Here is a 21573-nt window from a genome sequence, read left to right on the forward strand (position 1 = left end):
ACTCACCCGTTGTCGAAAGGAGAGTAATGATCAAAGTTTAGTTTGCAGAGGGACAGGGTAAAAGTACTCATAAGAAAGTGGACAGGGAGGAGTGAACTGCTTCAATCTGTTGTACATAACGGATAATGGCTGAATACATGTTTTCAGCGAAGTTGCCAACCGTATCGACAGACGAAAAAAGCCACGGCATTATAGACCAATACGAGAACACTATTTCAAGGAGGAGATCGCATGAGCGACAACTATAACAAAACAAATCAAACCAACGGACTTAACTCGAATGATATGTATCAGAATTCATACGGTGAGCCTTCACAGTTACCGATGAACTACAATTATTTCCCGACAGATACGGATCGTTTCTATGAAGAAGAAAGTACAGGTTCAGGTAGCTTTTTAATGGGAGCTTTAGTAGGCGGTGTCATCGGTGCAGCAGCAGCACTTTTCCTAGCGCCGAAAACGGGTAAAGAGATGCGCGACGATTTTTCCACTCAAGCAGGGCAATTGAAAAATAAGAGTATCGAGCTAAGCTCCACCGCCAAAGACAAAGCGGTAGACTTAACAGCTACTGCTAAGGATAAAGCAGCCGATCTCACATCGACTGCCAAAGACAAGGCAGCGGATCTATCAAGTACCGCAAAAGAAAAAGCGACACAGTTATCTTCAGCTGCGAAGGAAAAGTCTGGGGATCTGAAGAAGAATGTCCAAGACCAAACTGACAAAGTAAAGTCGATGACTTCAAAAACGACAGCTCCGATGGATGACGGCACGGCTTCTTCGGAAGGTGAAGAACCTATTGTGGCAGCTGGCAACAAAAATAAACAAGATAATAAAAGTGCTTCTAAAAAGTTTGAAGAGAAAAAAGAAGCTAGCAATCAGACTACTAAGAATAGCGATGTCGCCTACGACAACTCGAAAAACATCGGGAAAGACAAATACATCAATCAAAATCCTGTTTCTGACGAAAAACCGAAAAATAATTAATTTTAAAAGCCATCCAACTCACATTGGATGGCTCAGACTGTAGACAAACTCCAGAAATCATGGGGTTTTCCTACAGTCTTTTTCTTTTCCAATGGAATAAACAATGAAAAGTTGATTTCCGCTGCGAGCGGACGCTTTCCGAGGGGCTTGCTCTCAGCAAATCGAACCACCAAGAGTTCGATTTGCTGTATTTTAGCGAACTTGACTGAAATTAAGACAGCACTCATCTCCCTCACGTTGCTCAGTCCAGGGTCTTCGAAAACACGTGCTCCTAACGCTTCGCTTTTACTCGCAAAAGCTGTTCTTCGTCACAGCTTTCGCTGATCCCTCAGGAGTCGCCACTCTCCGCTACAATCAATAGGATCTCCCAACTATCAAATGAGATGATGGAAATGATGACCAAGAATCAAGAGAATGAACGGGAACAGATGGAGATGCATACGATTGAACAGTTAGTTCCGCAAGACCATCTGGTTCGTAAATTAGATGCAGCCATTTGTTTTTCCTTCATTTATCTATTGGTTGAAAGATGTGAATGTCTCATGGGAATTTCAGTTGATTGAAGTGCAGGACGGCGACTCCTGGGGATCAGCGCAGCGCGAAGACCCCGCAGAAGCGAAGCGACGAGGAGGCTGAGGACAAGCCCCCGGAAAGCGCCCGTCCGAAACGGAGATCAACGGCCTGTTAGCCTTCATTTTCAGAGTCAACGATGTAAAAAGAAAAAAGGGTTGGAAATCAAATCGATTCCCAACCCTTTTGTTTACAGTCTGTGCCATCCAACTCACATTGGATGGCTTTTTACGTAATGAGGATTTCTAAGTCATCTCCACCGAACAGCTGATCATAAAATTGGATCGGCTGTTTGTTGCGCAGAAGTTTATAGGAAGTTGCTGAACCGGCAGGCAGCTGATAATCGACAAAAGCGAAAACGTCACTGAATGTAATCGGTTGTCCTGTCACAGGCGTCAGCTTCAGCTGGTCATCCTCTGTAATCCGAGCAGTTGGTTCAACTGTTTTTTCATTCAGTATGACGGCGAAACGAGGTTTCGTAATGGTCACTTGCGTCCCATTAAAAGTTACGGTTATCTGCTCCGTCAATTGAACACCCAATTCCTTTGCTACATCTTCCACCGTAGAGAGGGGATACTGCTCATAAGAAATGTGATCACCATCTTCCAACCGTGAAGTAAGGGAAATCGGTAAGCCATTCCGCGAATAGACAGCGGGTTTGGATTTCAGATGGACCCGCTTGCCGTTGAGAATGACAGATTGTAATGAACTTCGATTGCTGCTGTCTCCATTCAGTACGTTTAACGCGTCTCGTAATGTTACTGGTCGCTGAACCGTGATGTCATCACGATCCTGAATGACTGTTTGAATATCGCGAAGTTCATTATTGACCATCACTACCGTTTTCAAGACAACTGTTTTGTCATTGATCTTTACAGAAATAGTTTCCGATTCCATTTCTATTATATCTGCAATCACCGCTTCTGCCGAATGCCCGTCTTCTCCTAGTAGGAGTTGAATGGAATCCCCATTACGGATCGGATCTTTCGTACTGACCAGGTCTCCGTTATTAAGAATGACAGAAGGTGTTCCATGACTACCGGATAACGTGATCTCTTGTCCGTTCAGAGTGAAACGTAATGCAAGTCCCGGCTTTCCGTATAATTGTTTAGCTTTGATACCGGCTGCAAGAAGGGAATCCCCAACGGTCATTTCTTTTAACTCGAAGAGACGGATAGTTTTGTCGTTTACGGTCACGGACATGTATTGAATCGGTGCGCGTTTTGCAGCAATCGCAATCCCGATAGGTGTGACAAGTGCAGGGGACGAACTGATATGTTCTGCGAGGGTCACTTCAGAAAGTGCATCGAGTCCTCGTACAGCGACTCGCTGTAACGGGATGTCCAGAGCCGCACTCAGCTTATTCGTCAAAGCGGGAGTCAAGCTACCACCTCCCACTAGCATGACGGCTTGGGGAGAGGTACTGTTTAATCGCTTGATTTCATCAGCAATGGACTCTGCTAAGCGATCTATGGCTGGGGTGATGGCAGCAATGACTTCTTGTGAGGGAAACTGTTGTTCAAATCCTAATATATCGTTCATAACAACAGAATCTTCTTCAAACAGCAACCGCTTTACGCGTTCCGCTTCAGGAAAGTCGAGCAAATAGCAGGAACTCAATGCTTCGGTTATCTCATCTCCAGCCACTGGAACCATACCAAATGCAGAAACCGTGTTATGATTAGTAAGTGCAATATCCGAAGTCCCTGCTCCAATATCGACTAACGCAACATTTAAACGTCTCATCGATTGTGGAATGAGGACATTGATTGCAGCAATCGGCTCCAATGTGAGGGCATCCATTTCGAGGTCTGCTCGTTTCAGGGCAGAAAGCAAGGATTCAACAACGACCCTTGGCAAGAACGTGGCGATGACTTCCACACTGGCAAATCGGCCAGTTTGGTCTATCAAACTACCAATTCTTTCGTTATCCAATAAATAGTGGAGCACAGAGTAGCCTACGCAATAATATTGGTTCTCGGCTGTGTTCGTGTCAGAAGAGAGTAACTCCTGCTGCGCTTTTTGGACTGCTCCGAGTTCGAGACGATTAATGTCTTCACTATTGATGAGTGCGTGCTCTGTAATATCCACCGACATAGTTCCAGTAGCAGTTTTCAGCGCTCGTCCAGCAGCTGCTACACTTACTTTTTTCAAAGGTCCGTGTCGTTGCTCTAGCAATGTTTTCATTTGTTCTATTACTGCAGCCACGCTGACGATGTTATGTATTTGTCCGTCGATCATCGAACGCTCTTTATGCTCGATGATTTCAAGATCGACGACATGGTACCCTGATTTGGCTTCTTCCAATATGATTCCAACAACGGAACGAGTTCCGATATCCAGTGCAAACAAAGGTGCCACATTAGTACCTCCTAAGTCTTTCCGATATATTATATATAACTATTTTGCGAAATAGCGTGACTTTTCAACTGAGGTTCATTATACTAGGTCTATTATTATAAAATGTACCATACATTCTCCGATGCGAAAAGGGAATGCTATGAATGGGGAGGAGAATGATTATGCGCCAACATGATTTGGAAGAGCTTCGGTCTCAAGTGACTGAACTGAACGTAAAGATTTTGGAACTCATTAACGATCGTACGGCTGTTGTACAAGAAATCGGTAAAGTAAAAGAAAAACAAGGTGTAAATCGTTATGATCCGGTTCGGGAAAGAGAAATGCTTGATTTCTTGAAAGATGCGAACAAGGGACCCATTCCAAATGGTATTCTGGAACAAGTATTTAAGGGGATTTTCATGTCTGCCCTTGAAATTCAAGAAGACGAGCAGAAAAAGGCTCTTCTCGTTTCACGGAAGCGGAAAGCGGAAGACACAATCGTTGACATCAACGGTGAAAAAATCGGAGACGGAACTCCTTCGTTCGTATTTGGACCATGTGCGGTTGAATCTTATGAACAAGTGCTGGCAGTGGCTGAGTCCATCAAGGCAAAAGGGTTGACGATGATGCGGGGCGGAGCATATAAGCCACGTACATCACCTTATGACTTCCAAGGGTTAGGGTTGGAAGGATTGAAGATTTTGAAGCGTGTATCCGATGAGACAGGATTGTCCATCGTGACAGAAATTATTACACCTTCTCATTTGGAAGAGGCGCTTGACTATATAGATGTCATTCAAATCGGTGCACGGAATATGCAAAACTTCGAGCTTCTTAAAGAAGCGGGTAAAGCAAACAAACCTGTGTTGTTAAAACGTGGGTTGGCTGCAACGATCGATGAATTCATTCATGCGGCAGAATACATCATGTCAAAAGGGAACACACAGATCATGCTTTGTGAGCGAGGCATTCGGACTTATGAACGTGCGACTCGCAATACACTAGATATTTCTGCTGTTCCAATTTTAAAGCAAGAAACGCATCTTCCTGTATTTGTTGACGTTACGCATTCTACAGGCAGAAAAGATCTTCTGATTCCAACTGCAAAAGCTGCAATTGCTGTAGGGGCAGATGGAGTGATGGCGGAAGTGCATCCTGATCCAGCGGTTGCGTTATCTGATTCCGCTCAACAAATGAACATTGAACAATTTGACGAATTCTACGAGGAAATGCAACGATTCATGAATACACATCAAATTGTATAATTTTTCGCCGGAGCTTACATCGCTCCGGCGTTTTGGTATACTAGGAAAGAAAGATAAAAAAGACGGAGAAAGGGGAGGTCAGTATGGCGGTAACAATTTATGACGTGGCTCGAGAGGCGAACGTCTCAATGGCTACTGTATCACGGGTGGTCAACGGTAATCCCAACGTGAAACCAGCAACGCGTAAGAAGGTAACAGCATGCATTGAACGGCTCGGCTATCGGCCCAATGCTGTAGCACGCGGCCTCGCCAGCAGAAAGACGACTACTGTAGGTGTGATCGTACCGGATATTTCAAAAAGCTATTATGCGGAACTTTCTAGAGGTATCGCAGATGTTGCGACAATGTACGAGTACAATATTATTCTTTCCAATTCAGATAAGCGTCCTCTGCGTGAAATGGAACTGATTGAAGATCATCTTGGTAAACAAGTGGATGGCTTAATCTTTATGAGCGATTCGATCTCGGAAGACGTTCGAAAGGAAATGAAATCCGCTAATATTCCCATTGTGTTGGCAGGTACTTTGGATTCTGAGTTAGAGTTTCCGACTGTAAACATCGAAAACAAAGACGCAGCCTATTCGGCAGTGAAAGAACTCATTGATAACGATCACAAACACATTGCATTCATTTCAGGGCCTTTTAGCCGGGACATTAATCGTCTTTCTAAAAAGACAGGATATGAAGAGGCGATGTCAGAAGCGGGATTATCCATTCCGGATGGATATATCGTGGAAACGGATAATACATACGATGATGCATATGAAGTATGGAACCGTTTGAAAAATCTGCCCGAACCTCCAACTGCTATTTTTGCAGGGAATGATGAAATAGCTGTCGGTTTAATGAATGGAATCCGTGATGCAGGACTTACAGTACCGAATGATATCGAGTTGATTTGTTTCCAGCACTCCATTCTTGCAAGGGCTGTCCGCCCTCAGTTAACGGCTATTCGTGTGCCGTTGTATGATTTAGGTGCTGTATCGATGAGGCTCTTAACGAAATTGATGAATGGCGAGGAAGTTGAACAGAAACAAGTAATGTTGCCATATCAAGTGGAGTACCGAGATTCTGTTCGGCGTAAATGATGCGTACTGAAAGTGTTGAAATTCCAAAAAACAAAAGCAGAGTGGCTGTTTAGCCGCTCTGCTTTTGTTTTTTGGAAAAAGAATTCCATCCTAGCGGGGTTGCTGCTCACTTCTTATGTAGTGTAGTGAACGATCCAAGACATGTGCATTCTTCTCATCGATTTCCGCTTTTCTAGGTATGGGTTTGTATAGCGGATTTGGATCTTCCCATGTCTCGATAAGAGGAACAGGGGACTCTGATTGCCAGCGATCCAGCCACTCTTTAGGAAGAGGTCCGGTCGGTGCAGGAAGGTTCTTCATCGAATACCAGATATGGGACCAAGCACGAGGAACCACACGCCATATATCATAACCTCCGCCTCCTACTGCAATCCATCGCCCTTCGCAATACTCGTCGGCAAGTTCACGTGCAATTCTCGGAATCTCCTTATAGATTTCCATTGTGCCATACAAATGAGTTAACGGATCAAAAAAATGAGCGTCTGCTCCGTTTTGTGTTAAAATCACGTCCGGTTTGAACCATTCAACAATTTCACGGAAAGCGGTTTCATAAATGGTCAGGAAAGATTCGTCTTCAGTGAAGGCGTCAATCGGGAAGTTGAACGAAGTCCCATACCCCTTACCGTTCCCACGCTCAGTCACGTGTCCTGTTCCGGGGAATAGATAACGTCCTGTTTCATGGATGGACAAGGTGCATACATCGGGATCATCGTAGAATGTCCACTGAACCCCATCTCCGTGGTGTGCATCTGTATCAATGTACAGCACCCGTGCATGATAGTTTTTCTGTAAATAACGAATTGCAACTGAGCTATCATTGTATACGCAAAATCCCGAGGCTTTCCCCTGAAACCCGTGATGGAGCCCGCCACCAAGATTCAATGCATAGCCGGCGCGGTTTTGCATCACTTCATCGACGGCCGTCAGTGTTCCTCCAACAAGCATGGCGCTTGCTTCATGCATATTAGGGAAAATAGGTGTATCTTCCGTTCCTATCCCATACACGCTGCCAATTTCAGAGCCCACTTCCCCTTTTCCTGCTTTTTTTACCATCTCGACAAACTTAGGCTCATGTACTAACAATAGTTCTTCGTCCGTTGCCATACGGGGTGGCACAATATCTTCTTCCGTTATCGCATGCATCGTTTTTAGTAAATCCAGTGTTAACACGATTCTTTTTTGATTGAAAGGATGTGTGTCTGAAAATGAGTAACCTAGCTGGTCTTCCGAAAATACGAATATGGCATCTTTTTTCATACTTCTGCCCCTGGGAAGTTCGGCCAGAGAACGTCAAATCCACGCCCCTTGAGCCCTTCAATAATCGGGATAGGATTCATCGTTTTAATGCGGATTACTAGTATTTTATTAGCCTCATTTTCTTTATCCGGATAGACTAGGACACTTTGAACGTTTGTTTGGAACTCATTGAAGACTTTCGTCACTTCATGCAGGATTCCGGGAATATTGGGTACGCGAACTTCAATTTGCGAGCCTGGCTGATGTGCGCCTGTCAGTTCGATGTACTTATACAATAAATCAGTTTCTGTAATAATCCCGACTAACTGTTGATTGGAAACGATAGGCAGACAACCGATTTGATTGTGATAAAAAACTAATGCGGATTCCTCAACGAAATCCATGGGATGACCTGTGATGGGCTCCTTGACCATGCATTCGGAAAGTGGCATTTCATATACAGCTGCTATCTTTTCGGTCGGCTGTTCTCCGTAGGGCATGATTTCTTTTAAATCGCGATCTGTAATAATTCCTACGAGCTGATTGTCCCCGATTATGACCGGAAGATGCCGTATATGGGAAGTCCTCATTAAATCTGCAGCTTCTTTTACAGTATGATCGGGTGTTAATGTAATGACGTCAGTTTTCATGATTTCTTCGATTAGCATACTATCCCTTCTTTCTTAGTACAGAAATCTGTTTTTAAAACGTAAGCTATCGAATCGTTGGACATCCTCTTGCTCGATTCTCTTGCCGATTCGCGCCATTAAGCAATTTGCAGGATGGGAACAGATTTCAGGATCATCTGTTGCATAATATTCTAGTCCGCCGTGCTGCATCATTTTTTCCATGACTTTCCGATACTCCCATACATTAAGTTTGGTCTCTTTCAAATCCCAATGCCAATAGTATTCGGTTGTAATGACAATATAGTCTTCCATTGCCTCATCCATCATCGAGACTTCCAGCAGCGCTTTACCAACTCCGCCGCCACGATACTTTGCTATGACCTCGATCGCACCTAATTCAATCAAGTTTTCCATATTCCCTTCAGACCATCGTTCAAGTGGATCTGGATACAGGTAAGTAACGTAGCCAACGATTTGATCTTGATATCGGGCCACAATAATACGACCTTCAGGTAACTTTGATATTCCGATCAGAGCTTTGTGCTGCTGAGCAGGAGCTCTGAATGCGACTAATCCTTCATGGAAAGAATAATTTTCGAGATCTGAAGTACGAATGGGTCCTTCAATAATAAGATCTCCATTTCTATGCTTCAATTCCAAAGCATTATAGGTTTTTACATGTTCCAACCATTTCACCGCCTTCAGCTAATAATCTATCTGCTTTCAGTATACATGAAATGTTCGAATATTTTTATGATAATTCTTACAAAACAAAGAACTGTCGGAAAAATATTATTTGTTTGCTAATTCAAGAGAGACTCATGTAGAATAAAAGTGTTAGTACATATTTAAGGGGGTTCTGTTATGGTTTTAAAAACAATTCCGGCTCTACAGTCTGATTATCAAATGCAAGACTATGACAAATTGGCGGCTACTTTCGATTGGAAAGAAGCTGAAAAAGCATTTAGCTGGTATGAAACGGGAAAAGTGAATATTGCGCATGAAGCGGTTGATCGACATGCTGATTCATTCCGCAAAAACAAAGTCGCACTCTACTATAAAGATGGTTCGCGCAACGAAACCTATACGTTTGGAGACTTGAAGAAAAAATCGAATAAAGCAGCGAATGTCTTGAAAAACTATTCGACTTTGGAGAAAGGTGATCGGATATTCGTCTTCATGCCGCGTTCACCTGAATTATATTTTGCTCTCTTAGGCGCTTTGAAAATCGGTGCAATTGTTGGACCGCTATTCGAAGCATTCATGGAGGGTGCTGTCTATGATCGGTTAGATGACAGCGATGCTAAAGCGATTGTTACGACACCGGAACTTTTAGACCGTATTCCTGTCGATCGCTTACCTAACCTTGAAACTGTATTCGTTGTGGGGGACGAAGTGTCAGAAGAAGGTAAAGTAATCAGCTTCAGCAAGCATTTTGAAAAGGCTTCTAATGATTTTGAAGTAGAGTGGCTAGAACGCGAATCTCCGACTTTGCTGCACTATACATCAGGGTCTACAGGCAAACCTAAAGGTGTCCTGCATGTACAGGAAGCAATGGTTCAACAGCTCCAGACGGCGAAATGGGTACTCGATCTTCGTGAAGAAGACGTATTTTGGTGTACCGCTGACCCTGGCTGGGTAACAGGAACGGCCTATGGGATTTTTGGTCCGTTACTGGCAGGAACGACGAATCTGATTGTTGGCGGACGGTTCTCAACAGATAGCTGGTATGGTGCTATCGAAGAATTCGGCGTGTCTGTCTGGTATAGTGCACCGACCGCATTCCGTATGTTGATGGGCGCAGGAAGTGCTGCTATGGAAGGGCATGATCTTTCGTCACTCCGCCATATTTTATCCGTTGGAGAGCCGTTGAATCCTGAAGTTGTGCGATGGGGAATGGAAACGTTCAATATGCGAATTCATGATACATGGTGGATGACTGAAACAGGGGCTCAGATGATCTGTAACTTTGGCTCACTTCCACTGAAGCCAGGTTCAATGGGCAAGCCGGTTCCAGGTATTGAAGCTGCGATTGTTGACGACCAAGGGAACGTGTTGCCTCCTAACCGAATGGGGAACCTAGCTCTGAAAAAAGGCTGGCCAGCGATGATGAGAGCGATTTGGAATAACCCTGAAAAATATGATTCCTACTTCTTGAACGGAGAATGGTACGTATCTGGGGATTCCGCATATATGGATGAGGATGGTTACTTCTTCTTCCAAGGTCGTGTGGACGATGTCATCATGACGAGCGGAGAACGAGTAGGACCATTTGAAATTGAAAGTAAACTGATCGAGCATCCAGCGATCGTTGAAGCGGGTGTCATCGGTAAGCCTGATCCGGTTCGCGGTGAAATCATCAAGGCGTTCATCGCGTTGCATGATGGGTATGAACCGACGGATGAATTGAAAGAAGAGATCCGACAATTCGTGAAAAAAGAGCTGGCGGGTCATGCAGCTCCAAGAGAAATCGAGTTCAAGGACAAACTGCCTAAGACACGAAGCGGTAAAATTATGAGGCGTGTGCTTAAAGCATGGGAGCTCGATTTACCAACTGGTGATTTGTCGACGATGGAAGATTGATAACAAAAAAAGCTGGACAGTTTCCCGATTTGGGTACTGTCCAGCTTTTTCGTTTGGATGACTATCGCAAAAGCGAGAGACGGCGATGATTAGTCACCGTCTGAATTGCTATCTCCATCGTTTCCTCCGTTAGCAGGGGGATTTGGCTTTCCATCGCCCCCACCATTAGCAGGTGGTTTCGGTTTTCCATCACCTTCACCGTTAGTAGGTGGTTTCGGTTTTCCGTCGCTTCCGCCATTAGCGGGCGGTTTCGGTTTTCCATCGTTCCCGCCATTTGCAGGCGGTTTTGGTTTTGAACCTGTATCCGTGTTTGAATCTGGAGGTGTCGTTCCTGCATCGCCACCACTGTCTCCTGAACCATCCGTTGAGTCGCTTGGTGTCTGCGCTTCAGGTGGTTCAGCAGCTGTCGTTACTGCGTTAGATGGCGCAGAAGTTAATCCTGTTATATCTACTGCACGTACAGTATATGTCCCACTTCCTATAGGGAAGGAGAGTGACTGACCATCTATGATCGTTCCTACACGCGTTCCGCCATTGTAGACATAATAACCAATGACATCATTGGAAGGGGACGCGCTCCATGTCAATACAGAGCCATTCTGGGATGCACTAACACCAGCAGGCGCAACGCTGTCCGCAGGGAAGATTGCTCCCGATACGACGCGAGATGCAAATCCGGATTTAGACGGGAATAACTTGGAAGCGTCTCCGCCAAGAGGTCCAAGCATCCGTTTGATGAATTCTTGATTGACTCCTACACCACCAGCGGTAATGAATTCAGAAGGGGTCGAAGGCAATGCTGCATACCTCGTTCCTTTAACGGATACCGATGCTGATGAAATGATGCTGTCATCCGCTTTGTTAGGAAGCATAACGTTCGCATTGAAAAGGTCGGACCGTACCAATCCTGCTGATGAACATGCAGCTGACGGAGCAAGACCGGAAATCCCGCAGAATGAACGATACACTACACCTTTAGGCTGCTGGAAACGAACATTTTGACCGACTGTTTCAGGTCGTGCTTGGTTGATGGCATTCATGAATTTTGCATATAAAGCGTTTGTTCGAGAACTTGCCGTACCGTATTGCGTGTTTCCTGGGCTTTCAAGGGATTTGTTTTGGTACTTGTAACCAAGCCAGACACCTAGGGAAACGTTAGGGTTATAACCAAGCAGCCAAGCGTCGCTGAATGAATTCGTCGTACCACTTTTTGCCGCTATATCCACATTGAAATTCAATTTGCTTTTCATCACTTTTGCAGTTCCGCTAGTTGCTACGTCCCGAAGCATATCTGTTACAATATACGCCGTTTGAGGACTGAAAACTTGTACAGGTTCAACTTTATGTTGGTAAACAACATTACCGTTCCTGTCTTCGATTTTTTCGATAATATAAGGATCCACATGCTGTCCGCCATTTGCCAAAGTTGAATAGGCACTTGTATTTTCTTGGACGGTACCTCCGTGACTTAATCCACCTAATGCCGCAGAAGGGCTCTCATAGTCTTGTGGTGTTAAGCTGGAATACCCCATTTTTTTCAAAAAGTCAGCAGGTCGACGATCCTGTATTTGATTGTAAAGCCGTGCTGCAGCTAAGTTTTGTGAAGTGGTAAGTGCTTGTCGAGCTGAAATAATCCCGAGTTCTTGGTACGGGATGAAGTTGACTGGTTTCCAACCGCGAAGATTGAATTTAACATCTACAACCGGGCTGCCTGCACCGATAACTCCATACTCAATCGCCGGTGCGTATACGAGCAATGGCTTGATAGTCGAACCAGGTTGACGGGTCGTTTGAGTTGAGTGATTGACGGATTCTAATTCATGATCACGTCCGCCTACAAATGCTAAAATTTTCCCGGTTTTATTATCGAGCAGTGTTGCGCCGACTTGAACCGGCATCTTAACTGTTTTCTTTTCGCCTGTTTGCTTATCCGTCGTGTTTTCAGAATACGTGAATCCATACTGAGTAAAGTTTTCCGCAACATCGTTCATAGCATTATACAATTGCAAGTCCACAGTTGAGTGAATGCGGAAGCCATCATTTCTCATGGAACGCTCAGCCAAGATATCATATTTCTCTTTGAGTTTCTTATCTTCTTTCAAACGGTCTGCGTCGATTCCATCTTCTTCTGCAATTTTATCTGCAAGGATAGCAATCGTGCTACGCTGTATTTCATCCGTTAAGAACTCATCTCTGCTTTTAGGTGCCTGGGCAGCAGTTCTGAAATCTTTTGTAATATCGTAAGCAATCGCTTCCTGGTATTCCTTTTCGGTAATATACTCCGTTTCTTTCATCCGGAACAGCACAGTCTTCATTCGATTGATGCCGGGTTTCAATCCTTTTTCATCTTTCAAACCATTTGAGCCATTGTAAAACGGTGTATAGGCGAAAGGAGCTTGGGGAATCCCGGCAATGTATGCTGATTGGGCGAGATTCAAGTCTTTTGCGGACTTATTGAAAATTCCTTCAGCGGCAGCTTCAATTCCTGCAATGTTTCCTCCATTTGAATTACGACCGTACGGTATGATATTCAAATAAGCTTCAAGGATTTCCTCTTTGGTCATGAAGTGTTCCAACCGCATCGCGAGCAAAAGTTCCTTCGCTTTCCGCTCATAAGAGATTTCGTTTGTTAAAATCTGGTTTTTTATAAGTTGTTGAGTTAGGGTCGAGCCCCCTGTTTGACTATCTGAATTGGTAACATCTTGGAAAAGACCGCGGAATACTGCTTTAGGGACGATCCCTTTATGTGTATTGAAATATTCGTCTTCAGTTGCGTAAACGGCATTGATGACGTAAGGAGAAACGTCTTTGAGCTTGACCTCTTTCCGGTCAATATCAGAGCGTACTTTCCTTAAATACTTTCCATTCGTATAGATTTCGGAAGTTTCTTCATAACTTAAAATTTCACTGCGCATTTCCTCTTTTGAACGGAGTGGTTCCTTTTCAACAAGCGAGGCAAAATAACCTGCCCCTACGGAAGCGCCGAAAACCGTTAACGTCAAACCGATAACTAAGAAAAGCAAAAAGAGGTTCCAGATGACGCCTGAGGCAATCCGGGTATTTTTGGCCCATTTGGTTTTCTTCATCGCTTCGAATTTATCTTCAAGTTCATCAACACGTTTTTTGTCCTGTTTTGTCAATTCGTTCCCCCCTAAAAATCTAATTAATTATAGCATATTCTAATTGAGGTGACTGCATTTGTTTGACAAATTTCCAATTTCGACTACAATATGATGTAGTTACTCTTCACAGTGAAGAAGCCGCAGTAGTGGCAGGCGATCCGTATAGAGAGGCAGCGGTTGGTGGAAGCTGCTCGGTACCTTGTCACGAATTACAGCTTTGGAGTGTTGCGCGGATAGCGGCGTTATTGCTAATAAAGCGGAGATGATTATCTCAAGCTGGGTGGTACCGCGCTTACATGTACAATTAGCGTCCCTGCATGATCTGTTTCAGATCGTGTGGGGACTTTTTGTGCTTGTGAAGTAAAAACGGAGGAGGAAGTCATATGACGGCAAACTTATTAGAGGATTTGAAATGGAGAGGTCTGCTTTATCAGCAAACTGACGAAGAAGGGATGGCTAAGCTGCTGGAAGAGCAAAAAGTATCGCTCTATTGCGGCGTCGATCCGACAGCCGACAGCATGCATATCGGACACATCGTTCCACTACTTACACTTCGCCGATTCCAGCTTCATGGGCATCGACCTATTCTGCTGATTGGCGGCGCGACAGGGATGATCGGCGATCCGTCGTTCCGTGCAGATGAACGTCAGCTTCAAACGGAAGCACAAGTGGATGAAAACGTAAAAGGATTAAAAGTTCAGCTGGAGCGGCTCTTCGACTTTTCGGATGAGAATGGGGCGCGTCTTGTTAATAACAAAGATTGGATGGGCCCGATGAGTGCAATCGGATTCTTGCGGGACTATGGTAAATTGTTGAACATTAACTACATGTTAGGGAAAGAAAATGTGGCATCCCGCCTGGAAACTGGACTTTCATTTACGGAATTCACATATATGCTCATCCAAGGAATCGACTTCAATCACTTGTATGATCATTACGGGTGTCGTGTACAAATCGGGGGATCTGACCAGTGGGGGAATATTACGACTGGACTTGAAATCATCCGTAAGACTCACGAAGAAGAGACGAAAGCATTCGGGATTACAATTCCGCTTGTCACGAAATCAGACGGTACAAAATTCGGTAAAACAGCAGGTGGAGCAGTGTGGTTGGATGCTGCTAAAACTTCTCCATATGAGTTTTACCAATTCTGGATCAATGCTGCGGATGCGGATGTAGTCCACTATTTGAAAATCTTCACATTCTTGGATCGTTCTGAAATTGAAGAACTCGAGCGTTCGGTTGCAGATGAACCACACTTACGTAAAGCTCAGAAGACGCTAGCGGAAGAAATGACACGCCTTATTCACGGTCAGGAATCTCTCGATCAAGCGATTCGTATTTCTGCAGCGCTTTTCAGTGGCGATTTGAAGAAATTGACGGCGACCGAAATGAAAGATGCTTTCAAAGATGTACCGACTTTCGAAATGGCGAAGGAAGATCACAATATCGTAGAGTTGTTAGTAGAAGCTGGTATTTCACCTTCCAAGCGTCAAGCTCGTGAGGATGTAACAAACGGTGCGATCTCATTAAACGGTGATAAGATAACGGATACAACGTATGATGTAAACGGTGCTGATCGTTTAGAAGATGCATTTACAGTCGTTCGTCGCGGTAAGAAGAAGTATACAATGATTATGTTCAAGTAATTGGGATTGGATGCAGAAAGAAGGGGAAGTGCTCCCTTCTTTTTTTTTTTTTTTTTTTTTTTTGCGAAATTTTCGCAAACCGCCTATCAAGGTACACGGCGGGATGCTATTAACTCTCAAAACATAATTATTAATTAGGTGAAGTGTCCCTGAAAAAGAGTATTTTCTCACAGGGAGCCAAGTACACTCCTTCATTACATAGCATAGGATGATTTGTAAAATGAAATTAGTTAAGGGAAGGGATGGAAGGGAATGTACTGGGTACCTTGTGTATATCAAAATCCTTATTATGTGAATCTACCTATGCATAACTTTGTAAGTCCTGCAGCTTATGGGGTGGGTCTCGATAAGACAATGGGGTTCTATCAGTCAACTTATGGTCATAATGGGATGATGTTGAAAGATTATGGAGCTAACCCATTTGTCATTAATATCGATGAAGCAACTAAGCAGAACAATACGTTTCGTACAGCTCTATGGACAGGTAACCATCTGCAACTAACATTAATGAGTATCAAGGCGGGTGAATACATTGGTTTGGAAATGCATCCTAACGTTGATCAATTCTTAAGAGTCGAACAAGGTCAGGGGATAGTGCAAATAGGTGAAAATAGAGATGATTTGAGTTTTCAGAGGGAGATTTTTGATGACTCCGCCATTATAATCCCAGCTGGAATGTGGCACAATGTCATTAATACTGGAAACGTTCCTTTGAAGTTATATTCGATATATGCCCCGCCAAACCACCCATTTGGTACTGTACATCAGACAAAAGCAGATGCAATGGAACCGAATGAGAGCCATGGGTACGGAACTGGCAATAGAGATACGGGTACAGCAGTTGGTGCAAGGACTCCGGATGAATGGATAAGGTACACGGAATTTCTAGTGAAAGAGGGCTTGGAAGACGTCGATAGAGGAATTAATATGACACACATTCTCCAAGAATTTATCTTAATGGGGGTTCTTGTGGGCAAAGGGTATTCTCCTGAAAAAGCATATGAAACAGTCGAGGAATGGGAACGTACAGGAGAATCCAAACTTCTTCAGCAAAGTAAAAATATGTAGATCATTCATATGACGACAATCAGGCGCGATGTTGATATAGATCATTTCGGAAAATAATCTCCATTATTTCGACGATACAATGAGAAGTAAACGGAGTTAATACAACTAGGAGGAGGGGGAATGCCTCCTCTTTTGACGTTTCAAGATAAATGTCCATTATATGTTGAATATTAAAAGGGTCCTCTAAACTTCTTCTGAATGAATTGTGAAACACGAAGCCGGTAATCATTAAAAACCCCCGAAAAGTCTGCCGTTAAGCAGTTTCGGGGGTTTAGGAAAGCGACGTTTACTACGCGCTTTTATTAACGTGAGTAGAATTCAACGATAAGAGCTTCGTTGATTTCAGCAGAAAGTTCGCTGCGCTCTGGAAGACGTACGAAGCTACCGACTTTAGTGTCAGCGTTGAACGTTACGAACTCAGGTACGTAGCTGTTGATTTCGATTGATTCGTTCACGATGTCAAGATTTTGTGATTTTTCACGAAGAGAAATCTCTTGACCTGGCTTCACGCTGTAAGATGGGATATCTACGCGCTTACCATCCACCATAATGTGACCGTGGTTTACAAGCTGGCGTGCAGCACGACGAGTGCGAGCAAGACCAAGACGGTAAACGATGTTGTCCAAGCGAGTTTCAAGAAGGATCATGAAGTTCTCACCGTGGATACCTTGCATTTTACCTGCTTTGTTGAACAATGTGCGGAACTGACGCTCATTCACACCGTACATGAAGCGAAGTTTTTGTTTCTCTTGTAGTTGAAGACCGTATTCAGAAAGTTTTTTACGCTGGTTCGGGCCGTGTTGACCTGGAGCGTAAGGACGCTTTTCGATTTCTTTACCAGTGCCGCTTAGTGAGATACCAAGACGACGTGATTGTTTCCAAGATGGACCTGTATAACGAGCCATGAATGACTCCTCCTCTGTTGGTTTTATTTTGTTGTAAAATAAGACCAGATGCGTTCAATCCCTACGACATTCTGTTTTCATGTATCTTCACCTCTGCAGCCAAGGGTTACAGGATACACCTCAAATTGAGGAACAGACTGAGCAATAGAGAACACACAACTGCTGCAATTATTTTACACAACGATTATCATACCAAAATTGGACAACTTCGTCAAGTGATTTCAAGAGAGAGACTTCTGACCTTAAACAATTCAAAACTTAAAATAGATATATTGTACTAGTCATAAAGTTGCATTCCTGTGCACTATGCGATAAAATGAAGATAAGTTATTCAATGTTTTTACTGAATGATAGAGGGTGTCCATATGAAAACTAATGAGCAAATGTATGAATCGATTAAGAGTGATTTACTGGATCTAATGCTAGGTGTGATGCAGAATCTTAAAGACAGTGAATTCATACAGGTATTTGAGGATCTGTTCAAAACCCACTTCAATGTCACCGAAATCGAGTTCTTTCTATATGAAGAGAACCAATTCTATCCTGCTGTCACCTTACTGAAAGAAGATAGCAGGAGCTGTGTTGGTGTATTGGAAACATTAACGTCACCAATGCTCACCGGCACTTTTTCCGAGACCGATGATTCTTTGAACTTTGCTGATGATACGCTAATGATTCGAAATGAGAAACGGGAACCCGTTGCGATGGTTCTTGTGAAGTCGACAGATGAATGGCATGAATTTGCTTCCTCTGAATACTTCAAGAAATTCCAACTGTTGCTTGGCAGACTCATTGAAACGATCAAAGGATACCAGTCACTCTACAAACATTCTCAAAATCACGAAAGCCTGCTCGAAGCGACAAAAACATTTAGCTCAACTATGGAATTAGGCGTAATCCATTCCCAGCTCGTCTCCACGGTTTCTAAAAACCTTGAACCGATCCAAGTGGAACTAATACTTTCCCAAGAACAGGAGGATTCTTCTTATCCGTATCGATTATTCGATTATTCCAACGAACTTCCTTCAACAGTTGAAGCGTTTCTTTCCGGAGAGCTGACCCTTGGAAAAGATGCGGCAACCGATGCGGAGATTCTAAGTGCTCCTGTGAAAGGGATGCAAGGTACGTATGGGATTCTCCAGCTTTCTGCACCTTGTCATTATAAAATTTCTCCTATGCAGAAGGAATTCGTCCGTAATATTTCAGAAAGTGCTGGTCATGCAATCGAAAATACGAGCTTGTATGACCAGTCCCATCGGTTGATACGTGAATTGCAATTAGTGAATGAAGTTTCTAAAAAGCTTACAGAACGACTTACGTCCGGGGAAATGATAACGTATATTAATAATCGACTCAAAGAAACTTTTGAACCCGAAGAGGTAGCATTTGTATATGTTGGGGATCAGGCATCGACTGTACTATCGAGAGAATCGACTTCGTACTTTATGACGCAGGCTGGAAAACGTTATTTGGATTATGCAGAAAGCCGTTTAAGAAGAGAGAAATGCGCAGTCTTTATTGCGGATTTGAGAAACGAGGACATTGAGGGGTTCACTCCGTATCGTTCATTAATGATTGCTCCCATCATCATCTCGGAAAAAATAGCAGGATATGCGTTGCTGATGCATACTGAAAAGTACCATTTTACATTCGATGATTTCAAGCTAGTCAAAGCGATAATTAGTCATTCTTCACTTGCACTCTCCAATTCAGCGCTCCGTGAGAAGTTACAGGATCTTGCAAACAAAGATCAGATGACGGGCTTATATGCACGAGGGTACCTGGATCGGCACATGTCTTCAGCTTTTAAGAAAGGGATTGGAGGCGCGTTCCTTCTATTGGACGTCGATGATTTCAAACAGGTGAACGATCAATTTGGCCATACCGTTGGAGATTGTGTACTCAAACAAACCGCTGAACTCCTTAAATCGAGCATTACCGAAAAGGATATCGCCGGCCGCTGGGGTGGTGAAGAATTCGCGATTTACTTGCCAGGTGCCACTCTGAGAGAAGGCAAGCAGCTTGCAAAACAATTATTGCTGGAAATGCCGCGAATCACACAACCCTCCGTAACCGTTTCAATCGGAGTCAGTGTATGGGAGCCTTCAACTAAAGAGGAAACGTATCAGCAACTATTTCAAAATACGGATGAAGCACTTTACTCAGCAAAATCGGGTGGTAAAAATCGTATTATTGTCAGTGAATCGGTACTTGCAGAATGATGCGCAAGTATCGATTTTCTTTGAGTTTCACAAGAAGTAAGCATACAATGAATGTAAGCGTTTACTTCATAAGTGGAAGGTGGAGGATTTACGGTGAATGAAAAAATTCATAAAGATACCGCAACGGTTCACACAGGCTATGACAGTAATTCACATCACGGGAGTTTAGCAGTCCCTCTATACCAAACATCGACTTTTGCTTTCGATACTGCAGAACAAGGTGCCAGGCGATTTGCTGGAGAAGAGGAAGGTGGAATCTATTCGAGATTGGGGAACCCGACAGTTCAAGTGTTGGAAGAACGGATGACAACGCTTGAAAATGGTGCGGCATCCCTCGCTTTCGGTTCCGGTATGGCGGCTGTCAGTGCAATCCTGACACATTTAACGAAAACCGGAGATCACATCATTTGTTCACGCGGGATTTACGGATGTACGTTCGGCCTCCTTGGGATAATGGAGGAGAAATATAGCATTACCCATACTCTTACTTCGATGGGCACGGAAGAAGAAATTGAAGCAGCTGTGACACCTGAAACAGTCTGTATCTATATCGAGTCACCCATCAATCCGACTATGGAGCTCGCGGACCTTAGAGCGGTTGCAGAGGTAGCAAGACGACATCAGTTGAAGATTGTTGTTGATAATACGTTTGCATCCCCTTATTTGCAAAACCCAATCGACTTCGGTGCGGATTTTGTATTGCATAGCGCAACTAAATATATTAATGGACATGGAGATGTCATCGCAGGTTTACTCATTGGTAAGGACAAGGAGGAAATGGACCGGATCCGGGGAAGCGTACAAAAAGATTATGGTGGCATCATGTCTCCTTTCGACGCGTGGTTACTGATACGCGGACTGAAAACACTTTCTGTCAGAATGCAGCGCCACACCGAAAATGCGACTCGATTTACGGATTACTTAAAGACTCAAGACATGGTGGAAGCGGTCTTTTACCCGTTCGATGAGAACAATCCTCAAGTTGAAATTGCCAAGAAGCAAATGACAGCCGGGGGAGGACTCGTCTCGTTTACGATAAAAGGAGGGCAACCTGCAGCGCAAGCATTCATGAATCATCTGTATCTGATTAAAATTGCCGTCAGCTTAGGCGACGCGGAAACACTGATTCAGCATCCAGCAACAATGACACATTCGGGAGTGCCGGCAGAGGATCGCGAAAAAATGGGTATTAGTGATGGTCTCCTTCGACTGTCAGCGGGATTAGAACACGTGGATGACCTCATTAAGGATTTGAACCAGGCCTTTCTGAAAGTGGCTAAGGAGCAACATACTTTATCAAACTAAATAGGGAAAACAAAAAGCAGTGAAGTGATTAGACTTCGCTGCTTTTGTTTGGAGGAATCAGACTTAGAGGTGACGCAAAAGAACTTCAGCAAATTGCTCAAGCCCCACACGATCCTCTTCAGAAAAGCGACCGATTTCGGGACTATCTATGTCCAACACTCCGATCAACTCATCATTTTTCACAAGTGGAATCACAATTTCAGACTGGGAAGCGGAGTCACATGCGATATGTCCTTCAAATGCGTTCACATCTTCTACAACGAGTGTCTCTCTGCGTTTTGCGGAAGTTCCGCAAACGCCCCGTCCGAGCGGAATACGAATGCAAGCTGGAAGACCTTGGAAAGGCCCGAGAACAAGTTCGCCTTCTTCCATAAGGTAAAACCCTGTCCAATTCGTGCGGTCCAGGAAATTACTTAGCAAAGCTGATGCATTACTTAAATTTGCAATGCGATTTTTCTCACCGTCTAACAAAAGCTGTAGCTGATCCGCAAGTTGGCGGTAACTTTCTGCTGAATCCTTGGAATATTCGATCCCCATAAACATTATAGCGCCCTCATTTCCGTGTTGTAAGTTCCTGAAAAAAGTAGGATATCTAATAGAATCATAC

At 43.9% G+C, this 21573-nt stretch carries 15 protein-coding genes, 1 pseudogene and 1 other annotated feature; of the genes and pseudogenes, 9 read left to right on the forward strand and 7 right to left on the reverse strand.

Translation table 11 applies throughout. From position 1 onward, the window contains the following. The first annotated feature begins 231 nt into the window (after nt 1-231). Both H9659_RS06130 and H9659_RS06135 read left to right on the forward strand, forming a co-directional pair. Complete coding sequence (locus tag H9659_RS06130) at nt 232-984, forward strand: YtxH domain-containing protein (protein ID WP_191689052.1); 753 nt, start codon at nt 232-234, stop codon at nt 982-984. A 392-nt stretch (nt 985-1376) separates the two neighbouring features. Further along, a pseudogene (locus H9659_RS06135) lies at nt 1377-1511 on the forward strand (IS5/IS1182 family transposase); the annotation flags it as partial. 271 nt (nt 1512-1782) lie between these two features. Here the strand turns inward: H9659_RS06135 and H9659_RS06140 are convergent. Beyond that, nucleotides 1783-3915 carry a cell division protein FtsA gene (locus H9659_RS06140; protein ID WP_191689053.1) on the reverse strand — a complete coding sequence of 711 codons (2133 nt, stop codon included), beginning with the start codon at nt 3913-3915 and terminating at the stop codon, nt 1783-1785. A gap of 161 nt (nt 3916-4076) precedes the next feature. Here H9659_RS06140 and H9659_RS06145 point away from each other — a divergent pair, with 161 nt between their 5' ends. After that, nucleotides 4077-5159, forward strand: a complete 1083-nt coding sequence (locus H9659_RS06145) for a bifunctional 3-deoxy-7-phosphoheptulonate synthase/chorismate mutase (protein ID WP_191689054.1) — start codon at nt 4077-4079, stop codon at nt 5157-5159. Nucleotides 5160-5242: 83 nt separating this feature from the next. Beyond that, complete coding sequence (ccpA, locus tag H9659_RS06150) at nt 5243-6247, forward strand: catabolite control protein A (protein ID WP_191689055.1); 1005 nt, start codon at nt 5243-5245, stop codon at nt 6245-6247. Nucleotides 6248-6337: 90 nt separating this feature from the next. Here ccpA and H9659_RS06155 read toward each other — a convergent pair whose 3' ends face one another. From H9659_RS06155 to H9659_RS06165, 3 genes are read right to left on the reverse strand one after another with little or no spacing between them, the layout of a single operon-like run. Beyond that, nucleotides 6338-7504 (reverse strand): acetoin utilization protein AcuC, encoded by a 1167-nt coding sequence (locus tag H9659_RS06155; protein ID WP_191689056.1) that lies wholly within the window; start codon nt 7502-7504, stop codon nt 6338-6340. Then, complete coding sequence (locus tag H9659_RS06160; protein WP_191689057.1) at nt 7501-8151, reverse strand: acetoin utilization AcuB family protein; 651 nt, start codon at nt 8149-8151, stop codon at nt 7501-7503. The genes H9659_RS06155 and H9659_RS06160 overlap by 4 nt, the downstream gene beginning before the upstream one ends. A gap of 15 nt (nt 8152-8166) precedes the next feature. After that, nucleotides 8167-8799 carry a GNAT family N-acetyltransferase gene (locus H9659_RS06165; protein WP_191689058.1) on the reverse strand — a complete coding sequence of 211 codons (633 nt, stop codon included), beginning with the start codon at nt 8797-8799 and terminating at the stop codon, nt 8167-8169. Between the two features lie 177 nt (nt 8800-8976). On the opposite strand from H9659_RS06165, the gene acsA reads away from it, so the two are divergent. Beyond that, the gene (gene acsA, locus H9659_RS06170; RefSeq protein WP_191689059.1) at nt 8977-10695 is read left to right on the forward strand and encodes an acetate--CoA ligase; all 1719 of its coding nucleotides are present in this window, start codon (nt 8977-8979) and stop codon (nt 10693-10695) included. A gap of 89 nt (nt 10696-10784) precedes the next feature. Here the strand turns inward: acsA and H9659_RS06175 are convergent, their stop codons facing one another. Further along, nucleotides 10785-13835, reverse strand: coding sequence for a transglycosylase domain-containing protein (locus H9659_RS06175; protein ID WP_225217690.1), 3051 nt, complete (start codon nt 13833-13835; stop codon nt 10785-10787). Nucleotides 13836-13937: 102 nt separating this feature from the next. Continuing rightward, nucleotides 13938-14135, forward strand: a binding site (T-box leader). A gap of 65 nt (nt 14136-14200) precedes the next feature. Here H9659_RS06175 and tyrS point away from each other — a divergent pair. Together tyrS and H9659_RS06185 are read left to right on the forward strand one after the other, a co-directional pair. After that, nucleotides 14201-15466 (forward strand): tyrosine--tRNA ligase, encoded by a 1266-nt coding sequence (gene tyrS, locus H9659_RS06180; protein ID WP_191689060.1) that lies wholly within the window; start codon nt 14201-14203, stop codon nt 15464-15466. A 252-nt stretch (nt 15467-15718) separates the two neighbouring features. Beyond that, nucleotides 15719-16534, forward strand: coding sequence for a cupin domain-containing protein (locus tag H9659_RS06185; protein WP_191689061.1), 816 nt, complete (start codon nt 15719-15721; stop codon nt 16532-16534). A 302-nt stretch (nt 16535-16836) separates the two neighbouring features. On the opposite strand, the gene rpsD is transcribed toward H9659_RS06185, so the two are convergent. After that, nucleotides 16837-17439 carry a 30S ribosomal protein S4 gene (gene rpsD, locus H9659_RS06190; protein ID WP_191689062.1) on the reverse strand — a complete coding sequence of 201 codons (603 nt, stop codon included), beginning with the start codon at nt 17437-17439 and terminating at the stop codon, nt 16837-16839. 365 nt (nt 17440-17804) lie between these two features. Here rpsD and H9659_RS06195 point away from each other — a divergent pair, with 365 nt between their 5' ends. Together H9659_RS06195 and megL are read left to right on the forward strand one after the other, a co-directional pair. After that, the gene (locus H9659_RS06195; RefSeq protein ID WP_191689063.1) at nt 17805-19661 is read left to right on the forward strand and encodes a sensor domain-containing diguanylate cyclase; all 1857 of its coding nucleotides are present in this window, start codon (nt 17805-17807) and stop codon (nt 19659-19661) included. Between the two features lie 93 nt (nt 19662-19754). Further along, entirely contained in the window at nt 19755-20966 is a 1212-nt protein-coding gene (gene megL / locus H9659_RS06200) for a methionine gamma-lyase (protein ID WP_191689064.1), read from the forward strand. Nucleotides 20967-21029: 63 nt separating this feature from the next. Here the strand turns inward: megL and H9659_RS06205 are convergent, their stop codons facing one another. Then, nucleotides 21030-21509, reverse strand: coding sequence for a GAF domain-containing protein (locus H9659_RS06205; protein WP_191689065.1), 480 nt, complete (start codon nt 21507-21509; stop codon nt 21030-21032). Nucleotides 21510-21573: the final 64 nt, after the last annotated feature.

This window comes from Sporosarcina gallistercoris (assembly GCF_014836415.1).
GTDB classification, from domain to species: domain Bacteria; phylum Bacillota; class Bacilli; order Bacillales_A; family Planococcaceae; genus Sporosarcina; species Sporosarcina gallistercoris.